Origin of the sequence: Roseofilum halophilum BLCC-M91, from assembly GCF_030068445.1 — a bacterium.
Taxonomy (GTDB): domain Bacteria; phylum Cyanobacteriota; class Cyanobacteriia; order Cyanobacteriales; family Desertifilaceae; genus Roseofilum; species Roseofilum halophilum.
Window position 1 is genome coordinate 1 of sequence record NZ_JAQPOK010000094.1, and the last position, 21,550, is coordinate 21,550.

Genomic DNA, 21,550 nt, shown 5'->3' on the forward strand with positions numbered 1-21,550 from the left:
CCCCAGCACCCCCCCCCACACCAGACACATTGCCCGGTCACTGCAGGTCATACGTGTTCTCAACCGATCGGCTCTCCCATTTCCTCCTCTGGCAGCGAGCAAGATGCTCGCACTCCCCCCATTCCCCCATTCTCCCCTATGGCAGCGACCAAGATGCACGCACTCTCTATTCCCCCATTCCCCCCTATGGCAGCGAGCAAGATGCTCGCACTCCCCCATCTCCAATTAACTAGGGGGCGAATCTTGGACAAAGGCCTGCAACTTTAAATAAAACTCAGAAGTAGGTAAGGAGGGGGAAAATTGATCGATGGGGAGTTGATCGGATGGCTCATTGACTTTATCCGAGTCTAACTTGTGGGCGATCGCCGACTCCTCAGCCTCTGAAGATTCAGCCTCAAGGATTTTTTCGTCCTCCTCTGATTTTTCCCCATCTTCTTCTGTGATTGAATCCGTGAGTGTGGGAGGTTGATGTTCCGCCTCATCCGGTGGGGGGACTTCCGGAGCAGCAGAGCGCATTTCCGGAGTAAGATTCAGATAGTCTAAAGGCAGTAACTCTTCCGGTAACTTACTGCAAACAATTTGCTCAAACTCATGATTAAAATGACAGATGGGTTGTCCCCGTCTGGCCCAAAGATTCAAAATTTGCTCAATGGAAATGATCTTATATCGGCCTTGATATAAAGCTTCGACGATCGCCAATCGCAACCAATCCCCCTGAAACCGCTCCAGCCATCGCTGTATACATTCTTCCACCCGATAGCCATATAAATCAAAGCTATAGTAAATCAGCAACGCTGGAACATAGCAGAGCGATCGCATTTCGGAGACACTTCGCCCAACCGATATGCTCTCCAGAAAAGTAATCCATGGGTTTGCCGATCCGGTCATGGGGGAGTAATGGGGGATGGGGAATGGGGAATGGGGAATCGGTTCTAATTAAAATTAAAAAGATGGAATCACGGTGGGAGTCGCTTGGCGAATATTGGGACTCGAAAAAGACTGACTCACCCCGCTCCAATTAAAATCACCTAAGCGAAAGCCAAGAGCGGCTAAACCTAATTCTGGATTATATCGAAAGGTTACGCCATAGGTACGACGACTATATTCAACCATATAATCGGTACTAATTGTTTGCCCTGTATCTAGATTAAACCCAGCCCGGGCCGCAATGCGAATGGGGCCATACAGTTGTTGATTGAGTTCTAGCTGTAAAACCCGCACATCAGCCACGCGGTCAAAGCGAAACGGGGACTCTCCTGTGGGGATAAACTGGGCATAGAGCAAACTGAATCCAGTGTAGTCTAACCAGGGGCGGGAGAAATGGCCAAATTGTCCTCGAACTCCCATTAAGCCCTGTATATAGGATTGACTCTCGCCATTACTGTAAAATCCGGCGGTTCCTGTCAATCCGGCTAAAAGTTGCAGATAAGGAACCACGGGTTTAGGGGTATACTTGAGTCCCTCCGTAGGAGTTGCGGGTAAGGGTTCCCCCTTCCACAGAGAAAAGGGACGGCGCACGGTGGCACTCATCTGGGTACGATTTAAGGAAGCCCGGTCATTGGTTAAATCAGAGGGATCTAATAATTCTAGGCGATCGGTTGGGGCGTAAATATTTTGGAAACTGGCTTGATAATTCACTACAATTCCCGTATCGGCAATGGTCTGAATGGGTGAAGCAAAGACAATTCCTACACTGCGATCGACGGTTTGAAAGCCGAGGGAACCATTATAAAATCGATTGCGATAGGTATATTCGGCGCTTAAGGTATGATTGGCGATTAAGTGTTGCAATTGTACGTTAGCCCTGGCCGTATCTCCCGTATTATTGAGTCCGGCTAAACTGACATTGGCTTGGAAATTGGTCTGAGCGGCTAATTTGGCATCAAAGGAGGCTCGTAAACCAATCCAACTCCAAAACGAATCGGTTTCTAACTCCTCCTCGGATACACTCTCTGCATCTCGGTTATCGCTGGAGAACCCTAGAGCGCGTTGCACCAGGAATTGGGGAGCTAACCGTAGGGCAAAACGGCGAGTTTCAATGATTTCAAAACTGCGTTCAATGAATAAACCGCCGCGATCGCGGTCATCATAGCCTATATTGGCGATCGCCGGATCTCGCTCTTCTCGGCTAATAATCAGGCGATCGCGCAAGAGGGGAACCCCCACGCGCTGATCGAACACCAACCGGGGACGAGTGGCTAAAACCTCATCCTCTAGGGGAGAAATCCGCGTTAACTGGGCGCGATCGGCTCGTACCTCTAACTCTGGGGGTGAAAAGGGATCGTTGGTAAACCGAATATCCGTGGCTTGCCAACCTTCGGGCGTAAAATCTAACTGTTGAGCCTCAAACCTGACCCGTCGCACTTGCCCCCCTTGTTGCACGTTGGTGGTCGTCGTGGTTCCGCCCCCCCCTACATTAATAATTACCCCTCCTTCATTGGTAACATCCGTGGGCGGTTGGTCTAAGATAATTCCCTCTCCCGGAGGCGAAAGTTGGGAATCAGCGTTCTCATCTGTAAAATCAAAATCCGTTCCAGCCGTAGGAATATAGACCACGCCCCTGGCATTTTCAACCGTTCCCGTTCCTTGGACAAAGTTATAGAGAAAGCGAGAGCCTAATAAAATTTGTTCGCCACTGACTAAAGACACATTGCCCACCGCCAGAGCCAAGCGGTTAATCAAGTTAACCTGCAATTTGTCCGATCGCAAAATCGCCTCATCAAAGATCATTTCCACATTGCCTTCAGCCGTGAAAATTTGCCGCTCATCATCAAATTCCTGGCGATCGGCAGTTAATTCAATCACTGCGTCTTGTCCTGGAGGAGCAATGGGAATTTCAACCTCTTCCGGTTCGGCAGATTCAATCGGGATCGGAGTTTGGCGATCGGACTCTGGTGCATCCCCATTCAGGGGCGAGGGTTCTCCAGGAGTTGGGTTCTCTGATAAAACTGCATCTAAGGCTTCTTGGATAGAATCAGAGGCTGGCGTAGTTTGCCATGGGGAGAGTGGATCTGCAAGGGCTGGTAATTCCGGCTCCGTCACAGGTTCCAAACTCAGATCGCCAACCCCATAACCCTCCATAACCGGTGCAACCCGCACCTGGGAAGCCACCGATAATTCGCCCCCTAACGCTGAAGCCTGGGTACTGGCAACGAGGCGTTCATCGTCTGGAGAAGAGCGTTCTGGAGGAGAAATGGGCGATAGGGTTTCTGTACCCACCCAACTCAAGGCTTCCGGTTCAACCGCAGTTTTTTCCGGAGGGGAAACGGGTTCAGGACGTTCTCCTGTTTCCAAAGTATCGAGTACACTCGATCCCCCTACATCCCCCTTTTCAAGCAGGGGTTCTACCATAGTCACGGGTGTAGGAGCCACCCAATCGATCCCTTCAGTTGGCTCGGCAGCACGAATACTCTGATGGGGAATAGTATGAACAACTGGCGGCAATTGAGGGGGGACAGGATAGGGCATAGATTCTACAATTCACTCCAACACCTTGCCCAGTATAGCGCTACACGCTCGGCTGGAGTATGCTCCTAAGTTCTGTCCTTAATCGAGGCCATTGCCAATTAAAATAAAGGGGGCCCAATAGTAGGGATGTTGAAAAGAGGTGGGGTCAATATTCTCGGTTGCGGGAAGTTGAGCTTCAATTAAACTGATTTGCGCTTGGCGAAGGGCTTGGGCTAGGACGATCGAAGCATCGGTCTCTAAAAATTGATAAAATTCATCCATTAAGACTTGAGTTCCTCGATCGTCCACTTTCCAGAGGGTGGCGATCGCCGGTTGCACCGTAAAAATGGGGAACTTTAAGAGAAAAAAGGTTTACTCATCACTCCTTTATTCCTTGCAACCAATAGGTTTTCATCTTCCCCTTACCTTTCACCGAAATAATCCCCCGTTCTTCAAACTCAAACCGGTCTTTGAGACACTGATAAAATTTATCACTGACTTGAATTTTTCCCGGCATCCCCGAAGACTCCATCCGCGAAGCCACATTCACCGTATCCCCCCATAAATCATAACTAAACTTACGCACCCCAATCACTCCCGCCACCACTGGCCCCGTATGAATGCCAATGCGAATTTGCATACATTCTCCATTCTCTAAACAAAACTTTTGCATCGTCTCTTGCATTTCTAAGGCCATCGCTGCCATCGCTACTTGATGGTTATTTTGGGGAACCGGTAAGCCACCCACCACCATATAAGCATCCCCAATCGTTTTAATTTTTTCTAACCCATGTTTTTCCGCTAAATAATCAAAAGTAGAGAACAATTCATTCAGCCAAGTCACCAAATGAATAGGGGCCATGCGAGAGGATAAAGACGTAAAGCCAACAATATCCGAAAACAGGATCGTCACCGATTCAAAATGTTCCGCGATCGCCTGGGTTTCTTGCTTCAGTTGTTTGGCGATCGCCTCCGGCAGAATATTCAATAACAGGGTCTCCGATTTTTCCTGCTCTCGACGCAAATCTGCCGTTCTCTCTTCCACCCTTAACTCCAATTCCTCATTGCTTTTCTCCAAAGCTGTAAAAGACGCTTGAAGCTGATTGGCCATTTGATTAAACGATTGAGCCAAAACTTTCAACTCCGCGACTCCGGTAACTTCCACATTTTCCGCCAAACTTTCATGAGTCCAGCGCGTCAGAGCAGCACTCGCTAACCGACGACTGCCGTTACTTAACTGCATAATTGGATCGGTGATCCACTTTGCACTCACCCATCCAAAGCAAGTAGCGACGAACAGAGCAACCATACAGAGGGCGATCGTGCGTTGAGTATTTTTATGGATTTGTCCCATAAAATCAGACTCCGGAACCATCACCACAATTAACCAATCTAAATTCTGTCCTTGGCTAAAAGGAACAACTTGCAAAAAATATCGCTCTCGATCGATGTCTAACTGTAAATTTTCTGTGGTTTGAATAGTTTCTAAATCCGCGAAGCGATCGTACAAATATAGCGCTGTCTTTTGAGTCACTGTATTTTCACTTTCAATAGCTGGCAAGCGTTCTACCGTCTCTGGTTTAATCACAAAGGGTAATTCTTCCGTAGAACTAGCAACCAAAAAACCAGAACGATCCATAATAAAAGTTGTGCCCGATTCCCCAATTTTAATCGCTTGTAAAAACGTGCGGATATGAGATAAAACAAAATCTACACCCAAAACTCCCCACAGTTCTCCAGACTCTTGAAACACCGGTTCAGCAAGGGTTATTTTCAATCGCGGTTCCTTAAAATCCGTATAAACATCACTCCAGGTTGCCTCCTGAGCATCGACCGCTTTTTTGTACCAAGGGCGTACCCTCGGATCGTAAGGATTTCCTTTTTCTAAAATTTGGGTCGGATTTCCTTGACGATCTGTGGCATAACTATAAAAGTGAAACTGGGTTTCTTCCCCCGCTCTTCCGACTTGCCAAGTTTGATCGTTTTGAAATCCTAAACCCGTAAATTCTCCTTCGAGAGTACCAAAATAAATTGCTGAAACTTCAATCGGAGTAAACAGATCTCTCTGTCGCCAAAAGGTACGAGTTAAACGGGAGGGATCTTCTGTATCTAATTGCCCCAATTCCAGACTGTTGGTATTCACTTCGGCAATGATCCGAGGGGCTTCTAAATAATCATCCAAATTTTGCTTAATTCTAGCGCTGGCTTCATCTCGAAGTTGTAACGTCACTTCCCGCACTGCTTGTTGACCATTGCGTAAAGACAACCATCCCGTTAACCCAACTGCTCCTACAATTTGTAAAATAAAGGGAATAACTAAGAGTAATCTGAGGGGAATATCTTGAGAGAGATTGAGAGACCCAGAAGCACAACTGTTAGATTTTGTTTGAGCAGGTAATGATTTTTGATTTAAGGGTTCATTTTCTTCACTCTCTCTCATAGGTTTATCCTTGGGGTTGAGATGGGTCTCCACCATCAATCGTGACAATTACTAACTATTTTAAGTATGATGAACCCTTGATGTCACTATCTAGCAATTATTTTGAGTCGTTTAGCTCTCATTATAACGCTTTGTGCTGGCAATGGGTAAGTAATGTATGATACGATTTATCCCCTAGATCTAGACCTCTTGAGGGTTGATAGGGAACTTTAATGGTTTATTTATTACTCATCAGTGGTAACGAGGGAGTTTCATGGGGAGAACTTCCGACAGTGATGGGCACATTATTGGCCACAGCGTTATCAACGACTGTGGTCATTTGAGGCTGTTTTGACCTAAGATTTAGATATAGTCTTGATATCGTGAGCCTAGAAAAGATTCATATCCTCTAATGTATTCCTTTCCCCATAGTTACAATGCTTTACAAGAGATCGTTATTCTGATTGTAGATGATAATCCTACAAACTTAAAAGTATTGTCAGAGGCTCTCCAAGATTTAGGATGGGAAATTTTAGTGGCTGTTGATGGAGAAAGTGCCATTGAACAAGTTGAATATGCCAAACCTGACTTAATTCTGTTAGATGTGATGATGCCTGGGATTGATGGATTTGAAACCTGTCGTCGTCTCAAGTCCTCTCCTTCAACTCAAGATATCCCGATTATTTTTACGACTGCATTAGGAGAAATTGAGGACAAAATGCGGGGTTTTGCTCTCGGTGCAGTTGATTATATTACGAAGCCTTTCCGTCAAGAAGAAGTATTAGCTCGAATTAACGTCCATCTGCAACTCCGATTGTTAAATCAGAGTTTAGAACAACAGAATCAACAGCTTCATCATGAAATAAAAGAAAGACAGATTGCAGAAAGTTCCTTGAAAGAAATGACGGAAGAATTAGAAAAAAGAGTTCAATCTCGAACCCTGGAATTACAACTGGCAAAAGAAGAAGCCGATCGAGCGAATCGTGCTAAAAGTGAGTTCTTAGCCCGGATGAGTCATGAATTGAGAACGCCACTAAATGCAATTTTGGGATTTGCACAAGTGCTAAAAACAGAAAATATAAAACACATAAAAAGCCATCAGTATTTAGATACTATAATTCATAGTGGACAGCATTTATTGCGATTAATTAATGATATTTTAGAATTATCTAAAATTGAAGCTGGAAAGTCGGAAATTAATGAAGTTAATATTGATTTATGGCAGTTACTTAAAAGTATTGAGAAAATGTTATCTCTGAAGGCTGAATCGAAACACTTGACTTTGAGGTTCGATCTACTCGATCATGTCAATCGATTTGTGAAAACTGATGAAGGGAAGCTAAGACAAGTTTTGATTAATTTAATTGATAATGCAATTAAGTTTACCGAACAAGGATCGATCGAGGTGCAAGTTGACCAATATTGTCCAGAGGATGAACCGGAAAGAGAGAGAGAAAACAGATGTTTGATGTTTAAGATTCAAGATACAGGAATCGGTATAGAATCAAAAGATATAGATCATCTTTTTGATGTTTTTTTTCAAATAAATCAAGGACTGAAAAACTATCAAGGTACAGGATTAGGCTTGCCGATTACTCGTGAGTTTATCAAGTTAATGGGTGGCGATATTTGGGTGAGTAGCACTCTGGGTAAAGGGACAAAGTTTGAGTTTTATATACCGGTTGAAGTTGTAAATTGTGAAGATCAAAGTAGCTTAAGATTCGATAGAAAAATTGTTGGAATTGTGGAGGTTAAACCTGCTTATAAGGTGTTGGTGGTTGAGGATCATTGGGCGAATCGGATATTGCTTGTGAATTTGTTGAAACGAGTTGGATTTCAAGTCCAAGAAGCGGTGAATGGAGTTGAAGCGATTGAGGTTTGGAAGGTTTGGCATCCTGATTTGATTTGGATGGATATGCGAATGCCGGTGATGGATGGATATGAAGCGACTGCACAAATTAAGTCGTCTCCAGAGGGCAAAGAAACGGCGATCCTGGCCTTAAGCGCGAATGCTTTTGCCGAGGAAAAAGCAAAGATGTTGGCCACGGGTTGTGATGATTATTTGAGTAAGCCATTTGAGGAAATGGAATTGTTGGAAAAGATGGCTCAATATTTAGATGTTGAGTATGTTTATGAGGAAGAAAATGTTATGGCTGAGGATGATGTACGGTTAGCTCCAGAATCGATCGCCTTAACCCCCGATCGCCTCAAACCCCTGCCTCAATCCTGGCTGGATCGCCTACATCAGGCAGCCACGGAAGCAGACAGCGATTTGCTCCTGGATATCATTGCCGAAATTCAAGAGCGCGATCGCTCCCTATCCCAAACCTTAACCATCCTCGTTAACCATTTTGACTTCGAGAAGATTACCGAAGTGACGGAGGCGATCGCCAACTCAGAAGATTAAGAGCGCAACTGCTGCAAATAGCCCTCAATTCTCTCAGCTTGCCCTCTATTCCCCTGCTGTTGAAACAAACGATAAGCCTTTTCCAAACTCGCCAAAGCTTGGGGAATCCGATCTTGCTGATGTAACACTACCCCTAGATTGGCATAGGCTGGGGCAAATTCCGGATTGACGCGGATCGCCTGATTCCACGCAGCGATCGCCCCCTCAAACTCTTCAACTAACGCCAGCGCATTAGCCAAATTGTAATAGGCCTTATCATAATTGGGCTGTACCTCTACTGCCCGTTGATACTTCTCAATGGCTCCATCGATCTGATTTTGACGAATCAAAACATTGCCCCAATTAAAATAGGCTTCCCCCAACCCCGGATCGATCTGTAAAGCTTGCCGATAGGCGGCGATCGCCCCTTGGCGATCCCCGAGATCCATCAACGCCACCCCCAAATTCACATAAACCTGAGCCAACTGGGGATTTAAGCGCAGTGCCTGCCGATATTGGGCGATCGCCTCCTCTAACAACCCTTCCTGCTGCAACGCTACGCCAAAGCGATAAAACTCATCCGCCCTCGGTTCCTGAGCAGACGACAGAGCCGGAAATCCCATGCCCAAAGCGATCGCCAAAACCATTCCCCAAACCACACGCTTACTATTCATACTGTATTTCTCTCCAATGTGAACTGATGTTCTTGTTCAAGCCGATAATCTAGCCTCCGGTAAAATCAGCATCGCATCCCCAAAGGAATAAAAGCGATATTTTTGGGCGATCGCCTCCTGATATAACTGTAGGAGTCGCGATCGACCCACCAAAGCACTCACCAACATCAACAAACTCGAACGCGGCAAATGGAAATTCGTAATCAACCCCTCAACCACCTGCCACTCATACCCCGGATAAATAAACAAATCCGTCTTTCCATAAAACCCCGATTCACCACCCGATGTAGGGGCAGGTTTCAAACCTGCCCCTACAGAACCTGCCCCTACAGAACCTGCCCCTACAGAAGCCGCCCCTTCCAACGCCCTCACCGAAGTCGTCCCCACCGCAATCACCCGTCCGCCCCGCTCTTTAGCCTCCCGTACCTTCCGCCAAGTCTCCCCAGACACCTCCAACCACTCCTGATGCATCTGATGGGTGCGAATATCTGCCACCTCCACCGGGCGAAACGTCCCCACCCCCACATGCAACGTCACCATCGCCCGCTCGATCCCCAGCCGATCCAACTCCTCCAACAACCGGGGCGTAAAATGCAAACCCGCCGTCGGCGCAGCCACCGAACCCGCCGCCTGTGCATACACCGTCTGATACTGATCCGGCACAGCTTGCGTATCCGTCACATAGGGCGGAAACGGCACATGACCATAATCATCCAATAGATCCTGTAACTGGCGATCGCCAGATAACTCAAACTCCAAAAACCGTCCCCCAGTCTCCTCATCCGTCCCCCGAATCTTCGCCTTTAATGGCGGTAAATGGCGATCGCCATGGGCAGAAAACTCAACCACCGCCCCCGGTTTCAACCGTCGCCCCGGCTTCACCAGAGCCAACCACACCTGACGCTCCACCCTCTCCAGCAGCAACGCCTCCATCTCCATCCCCGTAGACTTACGGCCATACAACCGCGCCGGAATCACCCGCGTATTATTCATCACCAACAAATCCCCAGGCCGTAACCATTCAGGCAACTGACGAAATACCCCATGATGACACCCCACCGGAGAATCCACCACCAACAACCGCGAGTTATCCCTAGGACTCACCGGATTTTGGGCAATATACTCCCCTGGCAGAACATAATCATATCCATCCAACTCATAATCCTGAGCATTCATCGATCCCCGCCCTCGATCCATTACGACAATTCCAATTCAATCCAAACTCTTTTAAAATACCCTATTCCCCCATCTCCCCATCTCCCCACCCAAATTGGGGGAATCTACCCAGGTAACATCGGGGAACTCTCCCCTACTCATGATCCCCGCTAACCAGAGAAAATGAAACTGTAGCATTTGCTAGGTTAACAGGGAAAAATTTATGGACTATCTTTACTACCTCGCGAATGCCAGCTTAACCCTCCGGATTATTGAATATCTAAACCTTTCACCTCAATTCCAGGTCGATTTTGTTACCGTTATTCATCAAATCGATGGTTGGGTCATCCGGATCAAGCTGGCCCGAGAACTCGACACCCAAGAAGCAGGGAACTTTCGTTCTGTTCTCAACGAATTAGGATTTGCTTATCAACCAGAGATCCGGGTGCAAATGGCCTTATGGAGTCTGGAAACCGGCCAATCTCCCACCCATGTCATGCGTCGCTACCAGGTGGCCGTCGTATCCCATGGAAAACCCAAACGTATCGAAATAGAAACCTTTCGCAAACAATTTGTGATGGGATTAGGCTATTGTCCAGAAACTTTAGCCTAATTCCTAACCAATCAACAACCTCAACAAGCTATAATGCAGCCAGCTATAAGAATACCTGATCAAAAAAATGAGTCTAGCCCCCTAAACATTTGCCTAGAAGGAATTTAAGAGATTCGTCAGGGGGATTGACACAGTTCAGGGAGACTACTGCTATAATCTTCTAGGCGTACACCATAACCATAGCCATAGAGTGAGGAGTGACTGATTATGGTATTTATACCCGGTACTGTTCCCGTTCCGTCTCCTGGGCCCTTTCAGCCCGCTGTATCTGCACCTAATTTACCCGGTTTACCCGGCACGATTCCTGTACCTCCCTTCCCAACTGGTACAATTCCCACCGTTTTAACCAACGATCCCACAGGGGTTAATGGCCTATCTCGGATCGTTGCTACCCCAACGCCTCCTGGTTTAGTTAACCCTCCGATTACAGCACCCGTTAATGACTATGTGAGTCTGTCGGGGAATTTTTCCAGCCCTCCGGGTGGACTCTGGATGCTTGAAGGTGACGATACCGTAGTTGCTTCTGTAGGCAATCAACGGATCTTAGGTAACACAGGCAATGATGTCCTGTTTGGGGGTAATGACCAAGACAAACTAGCCGGTGGACAAGGCAGTGATGCTCTTATTGGTGGCTTTGGCAAAGACTTACTCCTAGGAAACTTGGGTAGCGATCTTCTCGTGGGTAATGAAGATGAAGATACCTTACGAGGCGGTCAAGGTAATGATGAACTAGAGGGCGGATCTGGAAACGACTGGCTGTTTGGTGACTTCGGTGTTGATGTACTGACCGGTGGCGATGGTTTCGATACGTTTGTCATCCGTGCCAATGAACCCAACCCCCTAGCCGGAGTTCAGTATGTGAATCCTAACTTGCCTCCTACCGATCCCGATTACGTGGTCTTCGATCCAGGTATTGGCCCCCTTGACCCAGGTAATCCTTTTGCTGCTGATGTGATTACAGATTTCAATCCCCAAGAAGATAAGTTGGGGCTTGATAATGGTGTAGTCTATGCTAACCTCAGATTTGATACCGGTCAAAACATTACTGGAGGTTCCTCGAACGATACAGTGATCTACAACAACCTGACCAACAATGTACTGGCTGTACTGGCAGACTATGACTTGGGTATCAATAGCTTTGATGTGATTACCCTAACTTCGTTCCAACAAAATCTGGGATCTGATTTCTTTGGCCCCTTTATTGATGGGGTAGTGTAGCTATTTCCTAGTAGCTATTCCCTAAATTAATTCCCATGAGCGGCTATCCTATTGATTTAGGATAGCCCTTTTTATTGTCATTTACCGATTAAAAAATAGGTTTTTAGTTGGCCTTTGCCTTTGATGGGAATTTCTCCTCGTTCTTGAAATTGATATTTTCTTTTCAGTTTTTCATAAGTGGATTGACTGACCTGGATCGTGCCCGGTAAACCGTGGGATTCCATGCGACTGGCGGTGTTGACGGCATCTCCCCAAAGATCGTAACTAAATTTTTTTGTACCGATGACTCCGGCAACTACGGGGCCAGTATTGATGCCAATGCGGATTTGAAAGTGTTCTTGAGATTGGTGATTAAATTCTGCGATCGCAGCGATCATCTCTAAGGCCATCTCGGCGATCGCCTCTGCATGATCGCTGCGCTCCATGGGAATTCCTCCAGCGACCATGTATGCATCGCCAATGGTCTTGATTTTCTCTAGATGGTGTTTTTCGGTGAGCGCATCGAAGCGGGAAAATATTTCGTTGAGCAGCTTGACTAATTCTGAAGGAGAATAGCGTTCGGCTAGTTGGGTAAACCCTACTAAGTCGGCAAACAGAATGGTGACTTCGGTAAAGCCATCGGCAATGGTAGCTTGGCCATTTTTCAGTTGGGAGGCGATCGCCTGGGGCAAAATGTTGAGGAGCAATAGCTCCGATTTTTCTTGCTCCTCATGCACTTGACAGAACATTTGATGAAAGGCTTGCATTACCGCACCTAACTCATCGGAGCGTTCGGTGGAGAAGGAATAAAATTGAGGCTTAACGCGAGGGCGATCGGGATGAGATAAGGCCTCTCCCGCCGCGATTAAATCATCTCGCAGGCGTAAAATAGGAATAATCACTGTTATCCCTAAAACCAATAAGGTCGAGGACGTGACTACGACAGCGATAATGATCACCAGCCCCAAAATCCGCCATTTATAGGCAGTCAATATCGGCTGAATGCGTTCGGCATTGTGGCGAGCCACTAAGGTATAGTCAGTGCCTAAATAGTCTCCAGACCAAGCTACATCATAGCGCAGTTGGCTCCAGGTGCGATCGCGGACAATCAAATCCTGTTGGGTTTGCTCAAAGGAAATTTCCGGTAATTCCCCAAACTCAAAAACGACTTTTCCCCTGCGATCGTAAATCGTAATCCCCACAATAATCGAATCTTTGGTTAAGGTTTCTACCTTTTGATAAAACTCTGAACCGGTATCCATTTCCAGGTAGCTCAAACGAACAATCGAATCAATAATGGCCCAAGAAACTTCTTCAAGTTGTCTTAACTCTTGTCGTTCTTGCCGATAATAGGACGGAATTAAAATAATCCCTTCGATGGCCATTAAACTGACAAACACCCAACTCGCAATTTTACGGGATAACTGAGCGCTTAAAAGGTGGACTAGGGTCGAAAACCGCATAGACATCCGTGTTTACAAATACTGGAAAATGGCATCGATGCATGTTATGGGGTCTAAAGATCCTCCCAAGTCTGTTGGAGATCTAGATTACGCGACGATCGCATCATCTCCACAAATTCCTCTGAAGTGATCGCCTGTTCCACGGGCCAAACTCCCGGTTTTTTGAGCCTTCCATTCCCGATCCACTCGGCTAAGACTCCTGTACCACATCCGGCGGCGATCGCCGTGTGAGGATGGTAAAATCGGCTCTGATAGCTTGCCCGTTGAGAGTCTTTCTCTCCTTCGACTTCAACGATCATCACAATACCGACCCCAGAAAAGCGATCGCTAACCTGGGTCATGCGATAACTAATTTGCGAGAGTCCTTCGATAACGAAGGGATGATGAATCCAAGATGGGGGCAATTTAGCCATTAAAGCGGTTAAACGGTTGTAAATATCCGGTGCAGAACCAAACTTCGTAATCACATTCTGCACGGGGAAACTTTCCGCTATTGTCCAAGCTTCCGGCACATCGTACCAATAGACTCCCAGAGCATTAAATGGGGGGCCAAAATCGATGATTTGGCGATCGCTGTAGGGTTCGAGAGTTTGCCATTTTCCCCCGATCCAGGCTAAAAACGGGTGTTGCAGACCCAAAAACGTTGTCCGCATCACCGTTACCCCTGCACCTCCAGACCCTCCCACAGCATAATACAGGCGAATCGTTTCTACCCGGTCGAATCCGTCTACCCCTTGCCGCACCATGCCATTAGAAATGCCCGGAAACACCCCCGTATTCACAATAGCCGTAATTCCCGCCTCTTGTGCTGCGGGGGCTAACTCCAGTGCTTTTTGGGTAAAGGAGCGATGATCGCTGACATCCAGATAATCTACACCCTGTTCAATACAACTCTTGAGGACTCTAGCATCCCGATGGTGAAATGGCCCCGCGCAATGAATCACCAGTTGACTTTGGGCGATCGCCTTTTGGAGTTGTTCCCGGTTCCCTAAATCCAGGGGCAAAAATTCCCCCATCAGATGGCGATCGCTCTTGGGACGCTGACGACCTGTAACCACTAGCTTTGCGTCCATATGCTGTTGCAAATCCTGGGCCACATGATGGCCAATTCTTCCCGTTCCTCCAATAATTAAAATCTGATTTTTAGCCAACACCTTCACCTCAATGGGTTTTGAACTCCTGACCCTTTCTGGGGAAAGGGTATTAACCATGATATGATATTGGGTTGGCATAAGGCTTGACCATAACTTGGAATGCCCTCTCCCTATATCCCTCTCCCACAGGAGAGGGACTTCTGCTCCCCTTCTCCCGTGGGAGAAGGGGCTGGGGGATGAGGGGAAAGTATGTCGGCTGTCACCGACATGAACGCGACTGATTGAAAAATGCTATAGCAACTTCAAGAAGACGCAAAATCCTGAAAGCCTCTACCCTATCTTAAATTGAATTATGACTGATCCAATTCGCTTTTTAATGTGCGCTCCTGACCACTATGACGTGGATTATGTAATTAATCCCTGGATGGAAGGAAATATTCACAAATCCTCTCGTTCTTTAGCGGTAGAACAATGGGAAAAACTTCACCATATTATTAAAGACCATGCCATTGTTGAGTTAGTCAAACCCGAACAGGGATGGCCGGATATGGTATTTACCGCTAATGCCGGTTTGGTGCTGGGTAAGGATGTTGTCCTCAGCCGATTTTATCACCCGGAACGACAAGGTGAAGAACCCCATTTTAAGAGTTGGTTTGAATCTCAAGGATTTACGGTACATGAATTACCCAAAGATGTGCCCTTTGAAGGAGCAGGAGATGCCCTGTTTGATCGGGAAGGACGCTGGTTATGGGCTGGGTATGGATTTCGGTCTGAATTGGATGCTCATCCGGCGATCGCCGAATGGTTAGATGTGGAAGTTCTTTCCTTACGGTTAATGGATGAGCGCTTCTATCACCTGGATACTTGTTTTTGTCCCTTAACCGGGGGCTATCTACTCTATTATCCGGCTGCCTTTGATGGCTATTCTAATCGCCTGATTGAAATGCGGGTTCCGGCAGAAAAACGGATTGCCATTAGTGAGCCAGATGCGGTAAATTTTGCCTGCAATGCGGTCAATATTAACGATATTGTCATTCTTAATAAAGCCACTAAGGAGTTACGCGATCGCCTAGAAGCAGTGGGTTACCGGGTGATAGAAACCCCATTAACCGAGTTTTTGAAAGCGGGGGGCGCATCGAAATGTTTGACGCTGCGGATTACGGAACCGGTACGCACGGAACTGCACGCCACCACTCAAATCGATACCCGCACCATTCATATGATGGGCCATTTGCTCGATGCGGGCTTGATGAACCGGGCGTTAGATTTGATCGTGGACGGGGGCGGTAGCTTCAAGGTTCTCAACTTCAATTTGGGCGAACAACGGCAAAGTCCCTCGGAAGCGGAGGTGAAAGTCTCTGCTCCTTCGGCGGAAGTGCTGGACGATATTATGTCCCAGTTGATTGATTTGGGGGCAGTGCCAGCGTCTGAAGATGAGCAAGAATCCTTGCGCGAGGCGGTTCCCCAACCGGGTGTTGCACCGGATGATTTCTATGTGAGTACCATTTATCCCACAGAAGTACGGATTCAGGGCACTTGGGTGAAGGTGCAAAACCAACGCATGGATGGATCGATCGCCGTTACCTATACGGATCAAGGGCCGGTGGCACAATGTAAATTAATTCGAGATTTGGCGATCGGTGAAGAGGTGATTGTCGGTACTCGTGGTATCCGTACCCTGCATAAGGTGGAAAACCGAGACCAAAAAGCCTCTCAAGAGTTTAGCTTTATGAGCGGTGGAGTCTCCAGCGAGCGCCGCGTAGAATTAATGGTTGAGCAGGTGGCTTGGGAATTGCGCCATGTGCGAGATCAAGGCGGTAAAGTCGTCGTGACGGCTGGCCCGGTGGTGATTCATACTGGGGGAGGACAACACTTAGCCAGCTTAATCCGGGAAGGCTATGTGCAAGCACTGCTCGGCGGAAATGCGATCGCCGTTCATGATATCGAACAAGCGATGATGGGAACTTCCTTGGGTGTAGACATGAATCAAGGAGTCGCCGTACAAGGGGGGCATCGTCATCATCTGAAGGTGATTAATAAGATTCGTCGCTGTGGCAGCATCGCCCAAGCGGTAGAGTCTGGAGTGCTAACCAAAGGGGTGATGTACGAATGTGTCCGCAATCAAGTCCCCTTTGTCTTAGCCGGTTCCATCCGCGATGATGGCCCCTTACCCGATACTGAAACAGATATGATCGCGGCTCAACAGCAATATGCCGAACTCCTCAAAGGAGCAGATATGGTGCTGATGCTCTCATCAATGCTCCATTCCATCGGTGTCGGCAATATGACTCCTTCTGGGGTGAAAATGGTTTGTGTGGATATTAATCCGGCTGTCGTGACTAAATTGAGCGATCGCGGTTCCTTAGAATCCATTGGTGTAGTCACCGATGTCGGCTTATTCCTAAGTCTCTTAGTCAACCAACTCCATCAACTCACCACCGTTTATCAAACCGTCTCGTAACCTCAGCCCGTAGGGTGGGCAATGCCCACCCTACCACTCTCCTGCTCTAGCGTAAAAAATGGTTTTCCCATTACCCATTACCCATTACCCATTACCCATTACCGCGCGAAGCGCTGTATATTCCCCACTCCCCATCTCACTCCTTCATGACCCTATTGCCATTGATCAATAAATTGCTACAATTTGAAGAACAACTGCCCACTCATTGTCATTGATTATTTAACCAACATGGCATCCCAACAGGTTCCCCAAGAAGTCGTCGATCAAGTGGCTGAATATTTCAGTGTTCTCTCAGAACCCATGCGCCTAAAGCTTTTAAACCTATTGCGCGAGCGCGAGCAATGCGTACAAGAGCTAGTGGAAGCAACCCAAACCAGTCAAGCGAATGTCTCCAAACATCTCAAACTGATGTTACAAGCGGGCATTCTGCAACGACGGGCAGAAGGAACATCAGCTTACTATAGCGTTAAAGATGAATTAATCTTTGAATTATGTAATTTAGTCTGCGATCGCCTCGCCAGTCGCATCGAACAGCAAGCCCGTCAATTCCGAGATTTTAGCATGACGGGCAAACAACTCGTGTCCTAGAAGGCTCTCTTAGAGAGCAAATTCCTGGTCATAGATTGCACGAGTCATCGGTTGCTGAATTTCTAAGCCTCCACCGCCTAAATATTCTAAGGGTTCGCCTTCGACTGAGAGCCAAACGGGAGCCTCTGGGTCTAAACTCGTAGCCGTATACAAAATTTGCCCTAATCGTCCCATCATCGAGGCGCTACCGCCTCCAGTCGTGAATTCCTGGGAAATATTCAGGTGAATACCATCTGCTCTTTCCTCCAAGCTTAACAAGGTTGTGCCTGGGGGGATGGTGCTGGCCAGTTCGGGATCGGCGGGAGCTTCTAAAACCGCCTTCAAGGCAAGGGTTAACTGCTCTTGCGATGACCCAACAGTTTTCATTTGCACGGGAGTAGAGACCAATTCCAAAGCATTCCCCGTATCTTGGAGCCAATAAGCTTGAGGCGTATTGTTTGCCGATGGAGTGGGTTGGACTTCCTCCAGGATGGAAGAGGAACTATTGGGGGCCTGCATAGACCGGATCATCCACCAGGCTGTACCCCCTCCAGTCCCTAAAATTAAGGCTGATAGTCCAACGACTAGGCCGATATGAATACCGCGATTTTGTTTATGTTGTTCCATAATTACCGTCCTTATTGAGTTGCGCGATTTTGAATAGGGTAGGCAAGAGGTAAGAGGGGAAGAGGCAAAAGGCAAAAAACAAAAGGCTACCTGCCTGTCGGCTAGGATAAACCTGGTTTACCCATGACCCATGACCCATGACCCATGACCCACATAATGATATGGATCGAGGTTGACTCCTATGTATCAGGATCGTCTGAAGGGTTAAGGGGTGGCTGAACTCTGAGAAATCCAGCCATTTCCAGTTGACCGGGAATAACCTGTATCTGCAATAGGCGCAGGATTACGGAGTTAGATTCCAGGGTGCGGAGGTCAAATTGTTCGCGAACTCCCTCTTGAATGAGATCGATAACCAGGGGAGGAACCGGTTCTTGGTTGACGGTGACCTCCAGATCGACAAGTTCTAAACCCCACCCTTTTATGATATTGAAACCCGATTCAACGGCAAGGGCCAGTTCAAAGGGCTGGGATGGGGGTTCAGGGTCTGGGTTTGGGAGTTGCACGAGTTCGACTTGCAGTCGTATGCGGTTGTCCAAAAAGGTAATTTCTGGGTTAACGATACGATAGCGCTCCAGTTGAGCTGCGGCTACACGAGGGAGGGAGGAGATAGCCAGTTGGCGCAGGCGATCGCTCATTTGGGGAGAACTCAACCACTGGTTGAGCGCTGTATCCGTGAACCCAACCCGAATTCCCCCTTGTAATGGTCGCTCCAGAAAGGAAAAACCGGGGCCCTCTCTGAAATTATCTGGGTTGATGTCAATGGCATCGGTTTCTATCTCTAGTATAGCCATTTGTAAATCAGGGGTGAGCCAAATCCCTCTCCCGGCAATTCTCACCCGTTCCACTTGACCCTGTAAGAGTCGGTGAACTGGAGCGTTATCGACCCGCACTTGCCAAGTGTTTGCCTCATCGAAGGTCGATTTGAGGAAAGATTGGGTGATTCGATCCACCAATAACCCAGAGGGCGATCCCACCAGGAGTAAACTGGACAAGAGGATAGTTAAGGCTTCCATAACTGCGTGTTTGTAAGGGGGAGTAAGGGTTGTTGATGTTATACAATGGGCGAGCAGTTTTGAGCCTGGGTCTTGATGAAAAATTTAGATTTAAATCGGATTCTTCGCAATGCGGTGATTACGGCGTTTTTAGCCTATGGCTCCATGAGTTTTTGGACTGAGGCCCATTGGTCGATGTTCCTTTGGGGGGCGGCGATTGGAGGATTGGTGGAGTTAGGATTTCAAGCTGGGCGCGATCGCCAGCCTCCTACTCCTTAAGCGCTAAAGGTTCAACCAATTCCAAAATTTTATCTAACCGATAATTTTTAGCCAATTCCCTAATCTGCTCTCGACTGTGGCTCTCCGACTCAGGAAACTCCTTGAGCAGCTCAATAACTTGCTCATCATCTGCTTCACAGCAGGCTTGATACAATTTTTTTAGCCAGGACAAAGAGAGAGATTCCATTGATTTCCGCAAGTTATCCAACGACTCTAGAGACCCCCCAGAAACGCTAATGATTTCTGCTTCTTCTGTCTGCATATTTAACGTAATCTCCACCCCATCGGATGCTCTTTGGAACGGCAGAATTACCGTTACTGTTGTCCCCCTACCCACCTGACTTTGAACCCTAATTTCCCCCTCCATTTGTCGTACCAACTTTTTACACATAGGCAATCCTAATCCCATCCCTTCCTGAAAATCTCCACTTTTGAAATGACGTGAAAAGGGTTCAAATAGATGCTCTAACTCTTGGGGTTCAATTCCACATCCTGTATCTTCAATTTCCCATTGAATCCAATCAATTTCTGATAATTCCGGATTAAAATAATCGGGAAATTTTATTGATTTTCTATCCTCCTCTGGCTCAAATCGAGTGACTTTTATTTTGATCTCACCTTTCTCAGTAAATTTAATCGAGTTATCCAGTAAGTAATTGAAAATTTTACCTAACCAGTAAGGATCGGTTTGAATAAAACGAGGAACTTGGGGAGAAACTTGGGAAACTAATGATAAGTTTTTGCGATTGAATCGAGTCTTAAAATTCGATAATAATTCTTCTAAGAATTCTGAAACCGAGATCGCACTAATGCATCGGGATTGATCCCTATCATCCTTTTTAGAGAGCGAAATTACATCGTTGATCAATTCTAGGAGTTTATATCCACTACTATAAATTTGTGCCAATAGAGATTTTTGTGATTCTGCGATTCCCGGATCTTCCACTAGCACTTGACTAAATCCCAAAATACTATTTAAAGGCGTTCTCAGTTCATGACTCATCTGACTGATAAACTCACTTTTAACTTGATTGGCTTTTTCTGCCCTTTGATTGGCTTGCTTGAGTTGAGCGACTTTAATTTTTAACTGTTCATTGATCGTTTCTAGTTCTTGGAAAGAGTGGTTCAATTTTTTTGTCATCACATTGAACGTCATCGCCAGAGTACCTATTTCGTCTTTACTCAGCACGGGTACATGACAGTTGAGATCCCCTTGAGAAATCTTGATAGCAGCTTTCGATATTTGAGAAATGGGTTGGACTAATTTGCGAGTTACGATATAAATAATCGTTAATATTATCACCAAAAACAAGCATCCAATGAGTAAAATTTGGCGAGCGAGTCTTTCGGCTAAAGCAAAGGCTGTTTGTTGGGGAATTTCTGCGACCAAACCCATATTTTTATCTTCCAACCACCGATAAAATCCTAAGACTGGAATCTGTTGATGATTTTTATATAGACCCGATCCATTTATTCCTTCAAGAACAGAGTTGATTGCTAAACTATTAATTTGGATGTTTTCATGTTCATTTTCTAAGTGTAGAGAGTTGACAAATGTATTTCTGCCGCTAATTCGACCAATTAAGTATAATCTGCTATTATTAAAATCTTCCTCTTTATGGATGACGTTATCGACTTCTGCTAAATCTAATTCAATGGAAAGATAAGCAATTTTCTGATTATTTTTATAAATTGGAGTGACTAATGTAATGGCTTTATTTTTGGTGATAATAGAGTTATAAAATATGGGATTGATGGTGTCTTTTGGGTTGGTGATATAAGTGGTCAAGTGTCCTAATGGCTGGTAGGTTCTTTCTAGGACAGAATTGGTCGAGATTAGGACAATTCCTTGATTACTGACGATAGAGACGATTTTAATATTCGATTTGACTTGAGTGATGGTGTTTAAGATATTTTTAATTTCTTCATGGACTCGATCGGGTTCAAAACTGGGATCTAGCGGAGGGTTAATAAAACGGTCTGTTTTGGCGATTATTTCTGGGAACTGAGCTAATAAGAAAACATCTTGAATTTGGAGAGAAAACCATTGATTTATTTCATGTTCTTTGAGGGAAACTGCTAATCTAAGTTGATCGATCACTGATTGTTTTAGGGAAGAACGGGCTAGGATATAAGCGCTTCCGGCGACTAGAACAATGATCAAAAAGGAGACACT

General features: G+C 46.4%; 17 protein-coding genes. 6 read left to right on the forward strand and 11 right to left on the reverse strand.

Annotated elements, in window-relative coordinates:
* Positions 1-225 precede the first annotated feature (225 nt).
* The 4 genes from PJF56_RS12855 to PJF56_RS12870 form a co-directional block, all read right to left on the reverse strand.
* Complete coding sequence (locus tag PJF56_RS12855) at positions 226-888, reverse strand: hypothetical protein (RefSeq protein ID WP_283763080.1); 663 nt, start codon at positions 886-888, stop codon at positions 226-228.
* Positions 889-942: 54 nt separating this feature from the next.
* A complete protein-coding gene (locus tag PJF56_RS12860; protein WP_283763081.1) occupies positions 943-3,468 on the reverse strand; it encodes a DUF3769 domain-containing protein in 2,526 nt (841 codons plus the stop codon).
* Between the two features lie 78 nt (positions 3,469-3,546).
* Positions 3,547-3,786: a CHAT domain-containing protein gene (locus PJF56_RS12865; protein WP_283763082.1), complete on the reverse strand. Its 240-nt coding sequence runs from the start codon at positions 3,784-3,786 to the stop codon at positions 3,547-3,549.
* A gap of 40 nt (positions 3,787-3,826) precedes the next feature.
* Positions 3,827-5,887, reverse strand: a complete 2,061-nt coding sequence (locus tag PJF56_RS12870; protein ID WP_283763083.1) for an adenylate/guanylate cyclase domain-containing protein — start codon at positions 5,885-5,887, stop codon at positions 3,827-3,829.
* Positions 5,888-6,278: 391 nt separating this feature from the next.
* Between PJF56_RS12870 and PJF56_RS12875 the strand changes: the two genes are divergently transcribed.
* Entirely contained in the window at positions 6,279-8,273 is a 1,995-nt protein-coding gene (locus PJF56_RS12875) for a response regulator (RefSeq protein WP_283763084.1), read from the forward strand.
* Here the strand turns inward: PJF56_RS12875 and PJF56_RS12880 are convergent.
* Positions 8,270-8,926, reverse strand: coding sequence for a tetratricopeptide repeat protein (locus PJF56_RS12880; RefSeq protein WP_283763085.1), 657 nt, complete (start codon positions 8,924-8,926; stop codon positions 8,270-8,272). The two genes, PJF56_RS12875 and PJF56_RS12880, sit on opposite strands and share 4 nt — an antisense overlap.
* A 36-nt stretch (positions 8,927-8,962) precedes the next feature.
* Positions 8,963-10,123: a tRNA preQ1(34) S-adenosylmethionine ribosyltransferase-isomerase QueA gene (queA, locus tag PJF56_RS12885; protein WP_283763086.1), complete on the reverse strand. Its 1,161-nt coding sequence runs from the start codon at positions 10,121-10,123 to the stop codon at positions 8,963-8,965.
* A 181-nt stretch (positions 10,124-10,304) separates the two neighbouring features.
* Here queA and PJF56_RS12890 point away from each other — a divergent pair, with 181 nt between their 5' ends.
* Together PJF56_RS12890 and PJF56_RS12895 are read left to right on the forward strand one after the other, a co-directional pair.
* Complete coding sequence (locus PJF56_RS12890) at positions 10,305-10,694, forward strand: hypothetical protein (protein WP_283763087.1); 390 nt, start codon at positions 10,305-10,307, stop codon at positions 10,692-10,694.
* A 207-nt stretch (positions 10,695-10,901) separates the two neighbouring features.
* Positions 10,902-11,912: a calcium-binding protein gene (locus tag PJF56_RS12895; RefSeq protein ID WP_283763088.1), complete on the forward strand. Its 1,011-nt coding sequence runs from the start codon at positions 10,902-10,904 to the stop codon at positions 11,910-11,912.
* A gap of 77 nt (positions 11,913-11,989) precedes the next feature.
* Here the strand turns inward: PJF56_RS12895 and PJF56_RS12900 are convergent, their stop codons facing one another.
* Together PJF56_RS12900 and PJF56_RS12905 are read right to left on the reverse strand one after the other, a co-directional pair.
* On the reverse strand, positions 11,990-13,360 hold the full coding sequence (locus PJF56_RS12900) for an adenylate/guanylate cyclase domain-containing protein (RefSeq protein ID WP_283763089.1): 1,371 nt from the start codon (positions 13,358-13,360) through the stop codon (positions 11,990-11,992).
* A 47-nt stretch (positions 13,361-13,407) separates the two neighbouring features.
* Positions 13,408-14,586 carry a saccharopine dehydrogenase family protein gene (locus PJF56_RS12905; protein ID WP_283763090.1) on the reverse strand — a complete coding sequence of 393 codons (1,179 nt, stop codon included), beginning with the start codon at positions 14,584-14,586 and terminating at the stop codon, positions 13,408-13,410.
* Between the two features lie 214 nt (positions 14,587-14,800).
* Between PJF56_RS12905 and argZ the strand changes: the two genes are divergently transcribed.
* Positions 14,801-16,909 (forward strand): bifunctional arginine dihydrolase/ornithine cyclodeaminase, encoded by a 2,109-nt coding sequence (gene argZ / locus PJF56_RS12910; protein WP_283763091.1) that lies wholly within the window; start codon positions 14,801-14,803, stop codon positions 16,907-16,909.
* A gap of 228 nt (positions 16,910-17,137) precedes the next feature.
* Positions 17,138-17,497 carry an ArsR/SmtB family transcription factor gene (locus PJF56_RS12915; RefSeq protein ID WP_283755106.1) on the forward strand — a complete coding sequence of 120 codons (360 nt, stop codon included), beginning with the start codon at positions 17,138-17,140 and terminating at the stop codon, positions 17,495-17,497.
* Positions 17,498-17,506: 9 nt separating this feature from the next.
* Here the strand turns inward: PJF56_RS12915 and PJF56_RS12920 are convergent, their stop codons facing one another.
* Complete coding sequence (locus PJF56_RS12920; protein WP_283763092.1) at positions 17,507-18,103, reverse strand: GerMN domain-containing protein; 597 nt, start codon at positions 18,101-18,103, stop codon at positions 17,507-17,509.
* A 179-nt stretch (positions 18,104-18,282) separates the two neighbouring features.
* The gene (locus PJF56_RS12925) at positions 18,283-19,116 is read right to left on the reverse strand and encodes an LmeA family phospholipid-binding protein (protein WP_283763093.1); all 834 of its coding nucleotides are present in this window, start codon (positions 19,114-19,116) and stop codon (positions 18,283-18,285) included.
* A gap of 75 nt (positions 19,117-19,191) precedes the next feature.
* Here PJF56_RS12925 and PJF56_RS12930 point away from each other — a divergent pair, with 75 nt between their 5' ends.
* Complete coding sequence (locus PJF56_RS12930) at positions 19,192-19,374, forward strand: hypothetical protein (protein WP_283763094.1); 183 nt, start codon at positions 19,192-19,194, stop codon at positions 19,372-19,374.
* On the opposite strand, the gene PJF56_RS12935 is transcribed toward PJF56_RS12930, so the two are convergent.
* Positions 19,364-21,538, reverse strand: a complete 2,175-nt coding sequence (locus PJF56_RS12935; protein WP_283763095.1) for a hybrid sensor histidine kinase/response regulator — start codon at positions 21,536-21,538, stop codon at positions 19,364-19,366. The two genes, PJF56_RS12930 and PJF56_RS12935, sit on opposite strands and share 11 nt — an antisense overlap.
* Between the last annotated feature and the right edge of the window lie 12 nt (positions 21,539-21,550).